The organism is Aeromicrobium endophyticum (genome assembly GCF_003586285.1).
GTDB classification, from domain to species: domain Bacteria; phylum Actinomycetota; class Actinomycetes; order Propionibacteriales; family Nocardioidaceae; genus Aeromicrobium; species Aeromicrobium endophyticum.
Window position 1 is genome coordinate 1 of the sequence record NZ_QUBR01000003.1, and the last position, 13,146, is coordinate 13,146.

Genomic DNA, 13,146 nt, shown 5'->3' on the forward strand with positions numbered 1-13,146 from the left:
GGGGTGCGTCCTGTCTTGGTCTCGACGGCGTCGAGGTAGGCCTGGAACGACATGGGGGTCTCCTGTCACGGGATGGCTTCTCGTCAGTTCTATCGCGCGGAGGGGGCGTCCACTACCCTCGTGGCGTGAGTCAGATCGTGGTCTTCTCCGGAAGTGCGCACCGCCCCCTTGCCGAGAAGATCTGCTCCGAGCTCGGGCAGCCCCTGTCGGCGTCCGACACGTTGCGGTTCAGCAACGACTGCCTCCAGGTGCAGCTGCTGGCCAACTGCCGCAAGAAGGACGTCTTCATCATCCAGCCGCTGGTGCCTCCCACGCAGGACCACCTGATGGAGCTGCTGCTGATGATCGACGCGGCCCGCGGTGCCAGCGCTGACTCGGTCACCGCCGTCATCCCGCACTACGCCTACGCGCGCTCCGACAAGAAGGACGCCTCGCGCATCTCGATCGGCGGACGGCTCGTGGCCGACATGCTGACCACCGCGGGCGCCGACCGGGTCGTCACGATGACGCTGCACGCGCCGCAGGTCCACGGCTTCTTCAGCGTCCCCGTCGACCACCTCACCGCGATCGGCGAGCTCGCCGACCACTACCGCAGCCGCGACCTCACCGACACCGTCGTGGTGTCGCCCGACCTCGGCAACGCCAAGACGGCGTCGCTGTTCGCCCGCCTGCTCGGCGTCCCCGTGGCGGCCGGCAGCAAGCAGCGCCAGGCCGACGACAAGGTCGTGATCGACGCGATCGTCGGCGACGTGGCCGGCAAGAAGGCCATCGTGCTCGACGACGAGATCGCCACCGGCGGGTCGATCATCGAGCTGATGAACAAGCTCGAGGAGGAGGGCTGCACCGAGGCCTCCGTGGCGTGCACGCACGGACTGTTCACGGGCAACGCCGTCGAGCGCCTGCGCAACCACGCCTCGATCACCGAGGTCGTCACCACCGACACCGTCCCGCCGCCGGCCGACTGGCCCGAGCTGCAGGTGCGATCGGTCGCCGGGCTGTTCGCCGAGGCCATCGCCCGCATCCACGCGGGGGAGTCGGTGTCGTCGCTGTTCGACGGCGTCGACCCCGCGCACGCACCGCCGCAGCCCAAGCTCCCGCTCTGACGACCGCTCGGGTGTGATGTCCGTCGATCCGCTGTTGCCGAGACCCGCGAGGCACGTAGGGTCGTGGCTTGTGGACGCACCCATCGGCATCTTCGACTCGGGCTTCGGCGGCCTGACGGTGGCCCGAGCCGTCCTCGACCAGCTGCCGCACGAGCCGGTCCTGTACCTCGGCGACACCGCACGGCAGCCGTATGGGCCCAAGCCGATCTCCGAGGTCCGCGAGTACGCGCTCGAGTGCCTCGACCACCTCGTCGACCAGGGCGTCAAGGCCTTGGTCATCGCCTGCAACTCCGCCAGCGCCGCGGTGCTGCGGGACGCCCGCGAGCGCTACGACGTCCCCGTGGTCGAGGTCATCGTGCCCGCCACCCGCCGCGCCGTCCGCGCCACCCGCAACGGCATCGTCGGCGTCATCTGCACCGAGGCCACCGCGACGTCGCGGGCCTACGACGACGCGTTCGCCGCCAACCCCGGCATCACGCTGCACACGCAGCCCTGCCCGGTCTTCGTCGACCTCGTCGAGCAGGGCGTCACCAGCGGCCCCGAGCTGCTCGCGGCGGCCGAGACGTACCTGCGCCCGCTGGTCGACCGGGGGGTCGACACGCTGGTGCTCGGGTGCACCCACTACCCGTTGCTGACCGGCGTACTGTCCTACGTCATGGGTGACGGTGTCACGCTCGTCTCGAGCGCCGAGGAGACGGCCAAGGACGTGTACGGGCTGCTCGTCCGCGACAACCTCGAGCGAGACCGCGAGCTGCCGGCCCCGAAGCACCGGTTCCTGACGACCGGGCGGCCCGACGACTTCGCCCAGCTCGGTCGCCGGTTCCTCGGCCCGGAGATCGTCTCGGCCGAGCAGTTCTCGTGGGTGGGGGTGTCATGAAGCTGACCGTCATCGGTTGCGCCGGCTCGTTCGCCGGGCCCGACTCGCCCGCCAGCTGCTACCTCGTCGAGGCGCCGCACGAGGGCAGCACGTACCGCCTGCTGATCGACCTCGGCAGCGGCGCGTTCGGCCCGCTCCAGCGGCACAGCACGATCCGTGACATCGACGCGATCGCGCTGTCGCACCTGCACGCCGACCACTGCTTCGACATGTCGGGCTTCTACGTCGTCAGCCGCTACCACCCGCAGGGCGCCTTCGACCGCATCCCGGTGCACGCGCCCGAGGGGGCCGGCGACTTCCTCGTCGCGGCGTACGGCGAGGAGGAGCGCAGCGGCATGAGCGAGCAGTTCGCCTTCAGCCCGTGGCAGGACGGCGCGACCGTGCAGCTGGGCCCCTTCAGCGTCACGTCGGTGCTGGTCAACCATCCCGTCCCGGCGTTCGCGATGCGCATCGCGACCGCCGACCACGCGATCGCCTACTCGGGCGACACGGGGCCCTGCGACGCGCTGGTCGACCTCGTCGACGGCGTCGACCTGTTCCTGTGCGAGGCGTCGTTCGTCGAGTCGGGCGACAACCCGCCCAACCTGCACCTGACGGGTGCCGAGGCCGGGCACTACGCGACGGTCGGCTCGGTCGGACGCCTGCTCGTCACGCACATCCCCACCTGGACGTCTCGTGACGAGGTCGAGGCCGACGTGCGGACGACGTGGGACGGCCCCTACGACATCGTCACGGCCGGGGCGACGTACGAGCTCTGAGCACGTCCGCCGTCCGAGCGGCAGGTCGGACCCGGCCGATAGGCTCGCGGCATGACTCGTGAAGACGGCCGCGCCGCCGACCAGCTCCGCCCCGTGACCATCACCCGCAACTGGCTCGACCACGCGCAGGGCTCGTGCCTGATCGAGTTCGGCAAGACCAAGGTGCTGTGCGCCGCGAGCGCCAGCGAGGGCGTGCCGCGGTGGCGCAAGGGCTCGGGCCTCGGCTGGGTCACGGCCGAGTACGCGATGCTGCCGCAGGCCACCCACGACCGCTCCGCCCGTGAGTCGGTCAAGGGCCGCATCGGCGGACGCACCCACGAGATCTCGCGGCTGGTGGGTCGCTCGCTGCGCATGGCGATCGACTATAAAGCGCTCGGCGAGAACACCATCACGATCGACTGCGACGTGCTGCAGGCCGACGGCGGCACCCGCACCGCAGCCATCACCGGCGCCTACGTGGCACTGTTCGACGCCGTCGAGCACCTGCGCGCCAAGGGAGCCCTCGCGGGCGAGCCGCTCGTCGAGTCGGTGGCGGCGATCAGCGTCGGCATCATCGATGGCGTGCCGCTGCTCGACCTGCCCTACGTCGAGGACGTCCGCGCCGAGACCGACATGAACGTCGTCATGACCGGCTCGGGCAAGTTCGTCGAGGTGCAGGGCACGGCCGAAGGTGCTCCGTTCGACAAGGCCGAGCTCGACGCCCTGCTCGAGCTGGCCGCCAAGGGCTGCGTCGACCTGACGCGTCTGCAGAACGAGGCCCTCGGCCGATGAGCCCCCGCGTCGTCCTGGCGTCCAACAACGCCAAGAAGCTCGCCGAGCTGCGCCGCATCCTCGAGCCGCTGGTGCCCGGCATCGAGGTGCTGGGGCTCGGCGACTTCCCGCCCTACGACGAGCCGGCCGAGACCGAGCCGACCTTCGAGGGCAATGCCCTCATCAAGGCGCGGGCCTGCCTGGCCGTCACGGGCCTGCCGTCGCTGGCCGACGACTCCGGCCTGTGCGTCGACGCGCTCAACGGCATGCCGGGTGTGCTGTCGGCGCGCTGGTCGGGCGTTCCCAAGGCCGAGGGTGGCGACGCGGCCAACAATCGTCTGCTGCTCAGCCAGCTCTCCGAGGTGCCGCCCGAGCGTCGCACGGCTCGCTTCGTGTGCGTCATGGCGCTGTGCACGCCCGACGGCCGAGAGATCGTGCAGGACGGCGCGATGACCGGACGCGTCCTGGCGGCCGAGCACGGGGGAGGCGGCTTCGGCTACGACCCGCTGTTCGCCGCCGACGGCTTCGACGTCTCGACCGCCGAGCTGACGCCGGCCGACAAGGATCGCATCAGCCACCGCGGCAAGGCGCTCACCGCGATGGCGCCGGCCATCGTGGCCGCACTGACCTAGACGGCGGGCTGCGCCGGCTTCTCGAGGGCTCGGATCACGCGTCGCGCGATCGCGAGGCTGCCGGCACGGTTGGGGTGGATCCCGTCGATCACGCGGTCGGCGGTCAGCGCGCCCCGCGTGCTGACGAACTGCATGCCGTGCAGGCGCGCCTCCGCGGCGATGATGCGCGTCACGCGCACACCGTCGGACCGGTCGAGCGGACCCCACGGAGGGCCCAGCACCACGATGCGCGTCGAGCTGGGCAGATAGGTCTTGAGCACGCCGAGGTAGGTGCTGACCGCGCGGCGCACCTCGTCGTCCGTCGACGTCTGGAACACCCCGCGGACGCAGCGGGCCCAGTCGTTGCGGCCGCCCTCGACGATCAGGATCGAGGGGGCGTCGCCCAGGAAGGCATCGGGACGGTCGATGAACCGGTTGCCCGTGCACCGGTGCCCCGGACGCAGGTACCCCGATCCCGACTGCGCGTAGGTGCGCACGCTGGCGTCGAAGTGCCGGCCCGTGACGCTCCACCAGGCCTGGTCGGCGTCGCCGGGACGGTCGTTGTAGCGGGCGCTGATCGAGTCGCCCACGACGACGATGCCCTGCGGAGCGAGACGTGAGACCGGCTGGGTCTGACCGCCCTGAGCGCCCTGCCAGGCCACGAACGGGCCGATGAGCAGGGCGAGCACGAGTGCGACGACGGCAGAGCGGTGCCTGGACCTGCGTGGTGTTCTCATCGTGCTTCTTTCGTCCCGAGAACTGAACTGTACGTCGCAGGCGGCGCCGACCGGAGCGAAGACGACATGTCGTCGCGCACATCGCGAAAAATAGCTCGAACGGACTATGCGGAGGCGGCTGCTCCGGTAGACGGGCTGCTCACTCCGGCAGGGCGAAACCCTGCTGACGCCACGCCTCGAAGACCGCGACGGAGGCGGTGTTGGCCAGGTTCATCGACCGCCGTCCGGGCAGCATCGGCAGCCGGACGCGGGCGGTCAGGCGGGGGTCGTCGAGCACCTCCTGCGGCAGCCCGGTCGGCTCGGCCCCGAACATCAGGACGTCTCCGGGCCGGTATGCCACGTCGGTGTAGACCTGCTCGCCCTTGGCGGTGAACGCGAAGACGCGGCCCGGTGCCAGCGCCGCGAGGGCGGTGTCGAGATCGGGGTGCACCGTCATGACGGCCAGGTCGTGGTAGTCGAGCCCGGCCCGCTTGAGCTTGGACTCGGAGAGGTCGAAGCCCAACGGCTCGACGAGGTGCAGCTCGGCCCCCGTGACCGCGGCCAGCCGGATGGCCGCCCCGGTGTTGCCCGCGATGCGCGGCTCGTGGAACAGGATGCGGAACATCAGCGGTGCCTCCCGGTGGGACGCCGCAGGACCAGGTGCACGACGAGACCGGCGATCAGGGCCCAGAAGGCCGAGCCGATGCCGAGGATCGTGATGCCCGATGCCGCGACGAGGAATGTGATGACGGCGGCCTCGCGACCGGCGGGCTCGGACACCGCGCCCTCGAAGGCCGCGGCCAGGGTGCCGAGCAGCGCGAGACCGGCGACCGTCGCGATGACCCCGACCGGTGCGACGGCGACCAGCGCCGCGAGGGCGGCCGAGGTGACCGCGAGCACGACGTACGTCCAGCCGCCCGACTGCGCGGCGATCCACCGGCGCTGCGGATCGGGGCCGGCCGGTGGCCCGCCGGCGAGGGCGGCGCTGATGGCGGCCAGGTTGACCGAGTGTCCGCCGGACGAGGCACCCAGCATCGTCGCGGCGCCCGCGGTCACGAGCGAGTCGCGCCACGGCACGTCGTAGCCGAGCGACTTCATGATGGCGAAGCCCGGGACGTTCTGCGACGCCATCGTGACGACGTACAGCGGCAGCGCGATGCCGACCAGTGCGGCCCAGCTCCAGTGCGGCGTCGTGAACGTCAGCTGGGGGAGCAGGTCGGAGCCGGCGATCGTCGTGCCGGTGCGGATCATGTCGACGCCGATCACGACGCCTGCCGCCACGAAGGCTGCGGGCGCGGCCCAGCGGGGCACGAACCTGACACCGGCGAGCCACACCACCACGACGGGCAGGATCGTCCACGGATCGTCGCGCAGGGCCCCGACCGGCGCCAGGCACAGCTCGAGCAGCACGCCGGCCAGCATGGCCTGCGCGATCGGTGCGGGGATCAGGCCGATCAGGCGCCCGAGGGCGGGCCACAGGCCGGTGAGGACGTAGGCGGCCCCGGCCACCAGGAAGGCGCCGACCGCGACGGCCCAGCCGCCGTCGGGGGTCGCGGTGCCGGCGAGCAGTGCCGCGCCCGGGGTCGACCACGCCAGCACCACGGGGATGCGGTGCCGCCGGCTCAACCAGATCATGCCGGCCGCCTGCGTCAGGCACATCACGAGGAGCCCGGACGCGGCCTGCGCCGACGTCGCACCGACCGCGTGCAGCCCGGTCAGCACCACCGCGAACGAGCTGGTGTATCCCACGAGCACCGCGATGATGCCGGCGCTGATCGGCTGCTGGAGCCCGCCGCTGCCTGGGCCGCCGGCCACCTCCCGCTCCATGGCCACTCACCCTAGGGCACCGTGCGCCGTGACCCTCGCGACCCTAGACTCACCGACCATGGCCACTCCCCAGCGCGTCCACGTCGTCCACACCTTCGCGTCCGACCCGGCAACGGTCTTCGCCAAGCTGTCCGAGCACGAGAACCTCGGCCCCGTCCTCGGCGCGAAGATCCGCCGGGTCAGGGACGGCGACACGACCCGCAACGGCGCGGGCTCCACCCGCAGCGTCAAGGTCGGCCCGCTGCCGGCCTTCCACGAGACCACCACGCTGGCCGAGCCCGACTCGCTGATCGAGTACGAGATCACCCAGGGCAGCCCGCTCAAGGGCCACTGGGGGCGGCAGATCCTGACCCCGCTGCCCGGTGGCGGCACCCAGCTCGACTACACGATCGGCTTCGACGTCCCGGTGCCCGGCGCCGCCGCCCTGGTCGGCGCCGTGCTGCAGAAGAACATCGCCAAGGGCATCGGCAAGCTCACCCCGTAGTGAACGTGCCCGTCCTTCCGCACCGATGACGTCGACGCTCGAGCGCTCCGGCCTGCGCCCGGTCGCCTTCGTCGTGGTCGCGGCCGTGTGCTTCGGCACGACCGGGACGGCCCAAGAGCTCGGCCCCGACGAGGCCACCAGCAGCGCCGTGGGGTTGAGCCGGATCGTGGTCGGCGGACTGCTGCTGGGCCTGGCGGCGTGGTGGGCCGCACGACGTCCGGGCGCACGCCTGCCGCGGATCGGCTGGTCGCAGCGCGGCACGGTGCTGGTCGCCGGAGCGGCCGTGCTCGCCTACCAGCCGATGTTCTTCGCCGGGACCCGCCTCAACGGTGTCGCGGTCGGGGCCGTCGTGACGCTCGGGGCCGCGCCGGTGCTGACGGGCCTGCTCGAGTGGGTGCTCACGCGCCGGGTGCCGTCGCGTGCCTGGTTCGCCGGGACGGGCGCCGCCGTCGTGGGGGTCGTCCTCATCGGGGGCCTGGTCGACGGGGGAGCGCGGCAGGTCAGCCTCGCGGGCCTGGCCGGCTCGGCAGGTGCGGCGCTCGCGTACGCGGTCTACACGCTGGCCGTCAAGCGGCTGCTCACCGACGGCTGGGGTGCGACGGTGGCGATCGGCGGCGTGTTCGCGACGGCCGCGGTGATGGGCGCACCCCTGTTGCTGCTGGTCGACCTGGCCTGGCTCGGGAGCGCCCCGGGGGTGGGCCTGGTGGTGTGGCTCGCCGTGGTGACGGTCGTCGTCGCGTACGTGCTGTTCGCGACCGGGCTGCGGGCCCTGCCCGCGTCGACGGTCTCGACGCTCACGCTCGTGGAGCCCCTGACGGCGTGCGTGCTGGGCGTGGCCGTGCTGGGCGAGCGTCTCTCGACCCAGGGGTGGGTCGGTCTGGCCGTGCTGCTCGGCGGGGTGACGGTGCTCGCCGTCAGGCGCTGAGGCGCTCCCAGAGGCGCGCCGTCTCGGCCTCGACGTCGCCGGGATGGATCTGCTGCACGTTGCGCCCGCCCCGTGCGAACGTCTGCGAGACGGCCGCCGGCACGAGCGAGGGGTCGACCGGCTGGTCGATCCAGTCGCAGTCGCGGACGTTCACGAGGTCGACGGCGGCACCGCCGGCGTCGTGCCGCAGTGGGCCGGTGAGGCGTCCGACGTACGCCCGGCCGTCGGGGTGCCGGGTCCAGACGAACGCCCCGACGGGGGCGGCTGCGAACCGGTCGAGCCGCCGCTCGGCCCTCTCGTCGGTGGCCTCGCCCATCCCGACCACGCCCAGCCGCAGCGCCCGCTCGACGGCTGCGGCGTGGTCGACGTCGTCGCGGCGCGACCGCAGGGGCGTGCGGTAGACGGGATCGGTCACGGACGCGCCTAGCTCAGGATGCCGCCGAGGATGCCGCCGCCGACGGCCGCCGCGGCCACGTTGCCGCCGTTGCCCCCGCCCTGCTGGGGGTACGCCGGGCCCTCGGACGGCTGCACGACGACGAAGCCGGGGCCCTGGAAGGCGTACTGGAACGCCTCGCCCGAGCCGCCGCGCAGCGACGACCGCATGGTCATGCTGTTGTGCAGCTGCGGCTGCAGGTTGGCCGACCAGCACACGGCCGCGTTGATGTCGACGTACGTGGGCTGCTGCGAGCAGTCGAGGATCATCGGGTCGCCGTCAGCCACGAGGGCCACCTGGCCGGTGCCGTTGACGACCGTGTTGAACAAGCCGCCCGCGGCCACGCCGACGCCCTTGACGCGCCGGATGTCGTGGTCGAGCGAGGCGTCGAACGCCAGCAGGTTGCGACCGTTGATCGTGATGCCGTCGCCCTCGAGGTTGAGGACGAAGACGTTCTTGGCGGTGTCGGCGAAGAACACCTCGCCCTGGCCGGCCACTGTCATGAGCGGGTTGTCCTCGCTGGTGACGACCTTCTTCATCAGCTTGCCGATGCTGCCGGCCGACTTGTGCTCGAACGTGACCTGGCCCTGGTAGGCGACCATGACGCCCTTGGTGGCGAGCACCGGAGCACCCAGCGTCACCTTGAGCATGCGGGGGTTCTGCAGCGTGAATCGCTCGGAGGTCTGCACCTCGAGGTTGGCCTGGGAGAACAGATCGGACTTCATGGCGTGCCTTTCTGGGCGTGGTGACCTGACAACGAACGGCGGCTCCGCGAAGTGCCGCAGGCCCGGACCCCTATTCTGGGGGCCTGGCCGATGTGGTGGAACTGGTAGACACGCAGGATTTAGGTTCCTGTGTCTTCGGACGTGCAGGTTCAAGTCCTGTCATCGGCACTCGGCACTTATCGTCGGTCGCTGTGGAGCAGGCTGTCACTGACTACGAGAGATCAGCCCCCGGTACTTCGGACTGACTGCACCCGCCACGGTTTAGAGACTGCCGAATAGCTGACTCAAGCGGCATGTTCGCCGCCTAGGGCACGGTGGGGTCGGACCGCTGAGCTTCCGATGTCGGCGCACCTTCGGTCTTGCGTTGCCTACGATCAATCTGTTTGCGCGTGGGGTTGTTCCGGAGCCAGATGGCGACGTCGACCGCGACCAGCACGACAGCCGTGACGGCCGTTGCTGCCACCCGATCAAGCCCAGCGACGATCGCGACGACCGTGCTTAGCCCGACGATCGCAAAGTAGACACCGATCCGTCCTGCGGTCGATCGGCTTCGAAGGTGATGACTCAATGTCTGCATTTTCGCTCCGATCGTCCCTGGGGGAAAGGCTGCCACGATGACGCTCCTGACGCATCACTGTGCGGTCGCCGGCGGGTCTACCCAAGGGTGTACGTGCCCGACTTGCGCGGTCCCAGTCCCAGGGCTCGAGCTCGCCATCCTTGACGTGGGATTGGCACTTCCTCGCCGACTCGCGAGGGTGGTGACCACGAGCCGTTGTGGCGTGGTTAGGATTGCCTTGCCTGACCTGGTCGTCGAGCCCTCCCGCCGATGATCGTCCGCCCCTTCGTGCTCCCTGTGAAAGGTTGCTGCCGCATGCGCTCATCGTCGTCCAGAGGACCTCTGGTCCTTGCGTCCGCCGCCACGATCCTGGGTCTGCTGATGGCCGGCTGTTCGTCCGAGTCGGGGAGCGACGGCTCCTCGGACGCGTCGGGCACCCGTGCCGTCGAGCACGCCCGCGGCACCGCGAACGTGCCGGACGAGCCGAAGCGCGTGGTGGTGCTCGAGCCGGTCGAGCTCGACACGGCCGTCGCGCTGGGCGTCACGCCCGTGGGCGCTGCCGTCGCGAGCAATGTCGCGGGCGTGCCCGGCTACCTGGGCGTCGACGGGATCGAGCCGGTCGGCACCGTGCCGGAGCCGGACCTCGAGGCCATCGCGGCCCTGAAGCCCGACCTGATCATGGGCACCGAGTCGCGGCACTCCAAGCTCTACCAGCAGCTCGACGCGATCGCCCCCACGGTCTTCATGAAGACCCAGGCCGACCCCTGGCAGGACAACGTCCGCCTCATCGGACAGGCGCTCGGACAGGAGGACGAGGCGCAGGACCTCCTCGACGGCTTCAACGACCGGTGTGCGGAGATCAAGGGCCGGTTCGGTCTCGAGGGGACGACGGCCAACCTGGTCCGCCCCCGGGACGAGACCACGCTGAGCCTCTACGGACCTGCCTCGTTCGCCGGCGGTGCCCTGCAGTGCACCGGCATGACCATCCCTGACCGGACGTGGGAGGACGGCCTGCAGGCGGACATCTCGCCCGAGAACGTCCTCGACGCGAAGGCCGACCACGTGTTCGTCACCACCAACGACGTGGACGACGAGTCGACCGTCCCCGCGGCGATCACCCGCAACGCCGACGAGTTCCCGTCGGTAACCCTGGTCGACACGAGCTACTGGGTCTCCGGCGTCGGTCCCAAGGGCGGCGAGCTCGTGCTCGACGACATCGAGAAGTTCCTCGAAGCGCAGCAGTGACGGTGGTCCAGCCCATGCCCCCGCGTCAGTGGGAGCTCGGGCGGTCGGCGCGCCGGGGCCGGACCCTGCTCGGCGTGACGGGCCTGCTCGCGCTGCTGGTGCTCGCGGTGGCGCTGTCGCTGATGGTGGGCTCGAACCCGCTGTCCCCGCGGACCGTGCTCGACGTGCTGCAGGGCGGCGGCTCGTCCGAGGCGCGCTACGTCGTGCGCGAGCTGCGGGTGCCCCGGACGGTCGCCGGCGTGGTCGTGGGCGTCGCGCTGGGGGTCTCGGGCGCCCTGATCCAGGCCTTCACCCGCAATCCGCTCGCCGATCCGGGCATCCTGGGGGTCAACGCCGGGGCGGCCTTCGCCGTCACCCTCGGGGTCGCGTTCCTGGGGGTGCGCGACATCTCGTCGTTCGTGTGGCTGGCGTTCGCCGGCGCGCTCGTCGTCACGGTCGGGGTCTACCTGATCGGATCGTCGGGCCGCGGCGCTGCCGATCCGATCCGCCTCACGCTCGCCGGTGTGGCCCTGGGGGCGGTGTTCTCAGGCATGACGACGGGCATGACGCTGAGCGATCCCGACGCGTTCGAGCAGATGCGGTCGTGGAACGCCGGCTCGCTGCTGGGCCGCGGCTTCGACGTGCTGCTGCCGGTGTCGCCGTTCATCGTCGTCGCCGTGCTGGGCGCGTTCGTCCTCGCGCCGGGCCTGAACGCCCTGTCGCTCGGCGAGGACGTCGCCCGGGCGCAGGGGGCGAACGTGGCGGGCCTGCGCATCGGCGTCATCGTCGCGGTGACGGTGCTGGCCGGCGCGGCAACGGCGCTGGCCGGGCCGATCGCGTTCATCGGGCTGATGGTGCCGCACGTGGCCCGGTGGGTGTTCGGCGTCGACCAGCGGGTCATCGTGACGGTCTCGGTCGTCCTGGCGCCGGTGGTCGTGCTGCTGTCGGACGTCCTCGGACGCGTGCTGATCGCCCCGGCCGAGATACCGGTGGGCATCGTCACGGCCTTCGTCGGCGCGCCCGTCCTGATCGTCCTCGCCCGCCGACGGAAGGCCAGCACCCTCTCATGAGCCTGATCCGTGACGTGCCGCCGATCGATGTCGGCTACCGGTCGTCCGTGCTCCGTGCGGGCCCGTTCGTCGTGTCGCTGCGGCGACGCAGCCTGGTCGTCGCGACCGTCTTCGTCGCGGTGGTCCTGACCCTCGGCGTCGTGGCGCTGGGGCTCGGCACCTACCCGCTGGCGCCCGACGCCGTCGTCAGGACGCTGCTGGGCGGGGGCACCGAGCTCGACCGCATCGTGGTGTTCGACTGGCGCCTCGCCAGGACCCTCGCCGCCATCGTGCTCGGCGGGTTCCTCGGCATCGCCGGTGCGGTCTTCCAGACCGTGACCCGCAACCCGCTCGCGAGCCCGGACATCCTGGGGCTCTCGAACGGCGCCTTCACCGGGATGCTCCTGACCGTCGTGCTCTTCTCGGCGTCGTGGCCGCTCGTCACGGCCGGCGGGGTGGCCGGCGGGCTCGTCACGGCGGTGGTGATCTGGGCGCTCGCCCACCGAGGCGGCACGCAGGGTTTCCGGCTGATCGTCATCGGCATCGGCGTGGCCGCGATGCTGTCGTCGGCCAACACGTGGATGCTGCTCGAGGTCGAGCTCGACACCGCCATGTTCGCCTCGGCGTGGGGTGCGGGCACGCTCAACGGGGTGGCCGGCGCGCCGCTGGCCGGTGCGGTCGCGTGCGGCGTCCCGCTCGTCGCCGTGCTGGTCGTCCTGGCGCCACGGCTGCGGCAGCTCGACCTGGGCGACGACGTCGCGACGGCGACGGGGGCGCGTCCCGGACTGGTGCGCGCGCTCTCGCTGCTGGTCGCCGTGGGCCTCGTGTCGGTCTCGACGGCGGTGATCGGGCCGGTCGCCTTCATCGCGCTGGCCGCGCCGCAGATCGCACGGCGCGTCGCCGGCACCCCATACATCCCGCTGACGGTCTCGGCCCTCGTCGGGGCGTGCCTGCTGCTCGTCTCCGACCTGGTCGCCCAGCACGTCCTGCCGGTGGCCCTGCCGGCCGGCGTCGTGACCGTGTCGGTCGGAGGCCTCTACCTCGTCGTCACCATCATCCAGGAGATCCGCCGCCGTGCCTGAGCCCACGCCCCCGACGACCCCACCAG

16 protein-coding genes and 1 tRNA gene are annotated in these 13,146 nt (G+C 71.5%); 11 read left to right on the forward strand and 6 right to left on the reverse strand.

Annotated elements, in window-relative coordinates; translation table 11 throughout:
- Positions 1-125: 125 nt before the first annotated feature.
- From DX116_RS18195 to rdgB, 5 genes are read left to right on the forward strand one after another with little or no spacing between them, the layout of a single operon-like run.
- On the forward strand, positions 126-1,103 hold the full coding sequence (locus DX116_RS18195; RefSeq protein WP_119705729.1) for a ribose-phosphate diphosphokinase: 978 nt from the start codon (positions 126-128) through the stop codon (positions 1,101-1,103).
- 16 nt (positions 1,104-1,119) lie between these two features.
- Positions 1,120-1,980: a glutamate racemase gene (murI, locus tag DX116_RS18200; RefSeq protein WP_119705730.1), complete on the forward strand. Its 861-nt coding sequence runs from the start codon at positions 1,120-1,122 to the stop codon at positions 1,978-1,980.
- Positions 1,977-2,738 (forward strand): MBL fold metallo-hydrolase, encoded by a 762-nt coding sequence (locus DX116_RS18205; RefSeq protein ID WP_119705731.1) that lies wholly within the window; start codon positions 1,977-1,979, stop codon positions 2,736-2,738. The genes murI and DX116_RS18205 overlap by 4 nt, the downstream gene beginning before the upstream one ends.
- A gap of 51 nt (positions 2,739-2,789) precedes the next feature.
- Positions 2,790-3,509: a ribonuclease PH gene (gene rph / locus DX116_RS18210; protein ID WP_119705732.1), complete on the forward strand. Its 720-nt coding sequence runs from the start codon at positions 2,790-2,792 to the stop codon at positions 3,507-3,509.
- Positions 3,506-4,120, forward strand: coding sequence for an RdgB/HAM1 family non-canonical purine NTP pyrophosphatase (gene rdgB / locus DX116_RS18215; protein ID WP_119705733.1), 615 nt, complete (start codon positions 3,506-3,508; stop codon positions 4,118-4,120). Before rph ends, rdgB begins: the two co-directional genes overlap by 4 nt.
- On the opposite strand, the gene DX116_RS18220 is transcribed toward rdgB, so the two are convergent.
- From DX116_RS18220 to DX116_RS18230, 3 genes are all read right to left on the reverse strand, one after another.
- Positions 4,117-4,836 (reverse strand): SGNH/GDSL hydrolase family protein, encoded by a 720-nt coding sequence (locus DX116_RS18220; RefSeq protein WP_119705734.1) that lies wholly within the window; start codon positions 4,834-4,836, stop codon positions 4,117-4,119. The two genes, rdgB and DX116_RS18220, sit on opposite strands and share 4 nt — an antisense overlap.
- A gap of 139 nt (positions 4,837-4,975) precedes the next feature.
- Positions 4,976-5,440 carry a tRNA (cytidine(34)-2'-O)-methyltransferase gene (locus DX116_RS18225; RefSeq protein WP_119705735.1) on the reverse strand — a complete coding sequence of 155 codons (465 nt, stop codon included), beginning with the start codon at positions 5,438-5,440 and terminating at the stop codon, positions 4,976-4,978.
- Positions 5,440-6,642 (reverse strand): benzoate/H(+) symporter BenE family transporter, encoded by a 1,203-nt coding sequence (locus tag DX116_RS18230; RefSeq protein ID WP_119705736.1) that lies wholly within the window; start codon positions 6,640-6,642, stop codon positions 5,440-5,442. The genes DX116_RS18225 and DX116_RS18230 overlap by 1 nt, the downstream gene beginning before the upstream one ends.
- Before the next feature lie 58 nt (positions 6,643-6,700).
- Between DX116_RS18230 and DX116_RS18235 the strand changes: the two genes are divergently transcribed.
- Both DX116_RS18235 and DX116_RS18240 read left to right on the forward strand, forming a co-directional pair.
- Positions 6,701-7,126, forward strand: a complete 426-nt coding sequence (locus DX116_RS18235) for an SRPBCC family protein (protein ID WP_119705737.1) — start codon at positions 6,701-6,703, stop codon at positions 7,124-7,126.
- A 25-nt stretch (positions 7,127-7,151) separates the two neighbouring features.
- Positions 7,152-8,051, forward strand: coding sequence for a DMT family transporter (locus tag DX116_RS18240; protein WP_119705738.1), 900 nt, complete (start codon positions 7,152-7,154; stop codon positions 8,049-8,051).
- Here the strand turns inward: DX116_RS18240 and DX116_RS18245 are convergent.
- Positions 8,041-8,466 (reverse strand): GAF domain-containing protein, encoded by a 426-nt coding sequence (locus tag DX116_RS18245; protein ID WP_119705739.1) that lies wholly within the window; start codon positions 8,464-8,466, stop codon positions 8,041-8,043. The two genes, DX116_RS18240 and DX116_RS18245, sit on opposite strands and share 11 nt — an antisense overlap.
- Before the next feature lie 8 nt (positions 8,467-8,474).
- Positions 8,475-9,209: an AIM24 family protein gene (locus DX116_RS18250; protein ID WP_119705740.1), complete on the reverse strand. Its 735-nt coding sequence runs from the start codon at positions 9,207-9,209 to the stop codon at positions 8,475-8,477.
- 86 nt (positions 9,210-9,295) lie between these two features.
- Here DX116_RS18250 and DX116_RS18255 point away from each other — a divergent pair.
- Positions 9,296-9,377: transfer RNA gene (locus DX116_RS18255), tRNA-Leu, on the forward strand.
- A 136-nt stretch (positions 9,378-9,513) separates the two neighbouring features.
- Here the strand turns inward: DX116_RS18255 and DX116_RS19790 are convergent.
- Positions 9,514-9,822 carry a hypothetical protein gene (locus tag DX116_RS19790; RefSeq protein WP_147393718.1) on the reverse strand — a complete coding sequence of 103 codons (309 nt, stop codon included), beginning with the start codon at positions 9,820-9,822 and terminating at the stop codon, positions 9,514-9,516.
- A 258-nt stretch (positions 9,823-10,080) separates the two neighbouring features.
- Between DX116_RS19790 and DX116_RS18260 the strand changes: the two genes are divergently transcribed.
- The 3 genes from DX116_RS18260 to DX116_RS18270 are packed head-to-tail and all read left to right on the forward strand — an operon-like array spanning position 10,081 to position 13,120.
- Positions 10,081-11,010, forward strand: coding sequence for an ABC transporter substrate-binding protein (locus DX116_RS18260; RefSeq protein WP_119705741.1), 930 nt, complete (start codon positions 10,081-10,083; stop codon positions 11,008-11,010).
- A gap of 14 nt (positions 11,011-11,024) precedes the next feature.
- Entirely contained in the window at positions 11,025-12,059 is a 1,035-nt protein-coding gene (locus tag DX116_RS18265; protein ID WP_119705990.1) for a FecCD family ABC transporter permease, read from the forward strand.
- Positions 12,056-13,120: a FecCD family ABC transporter permease gene (locus DX116_RS18270; RefSeq protein WP_119705742.1), complete on the forward strand. Its 1,065-nt coding sequence runs from the start codon at positions 12,056-12,058 to the stop codon at positions 13,118-13,120. The genes DX116_RS18265 and DX116_RS18270 overlap by 4 nt, the downstream gene beginning before the upstream one ends.
- Positions 13,121-13,146: the final 26 nt, after the last annotated feature.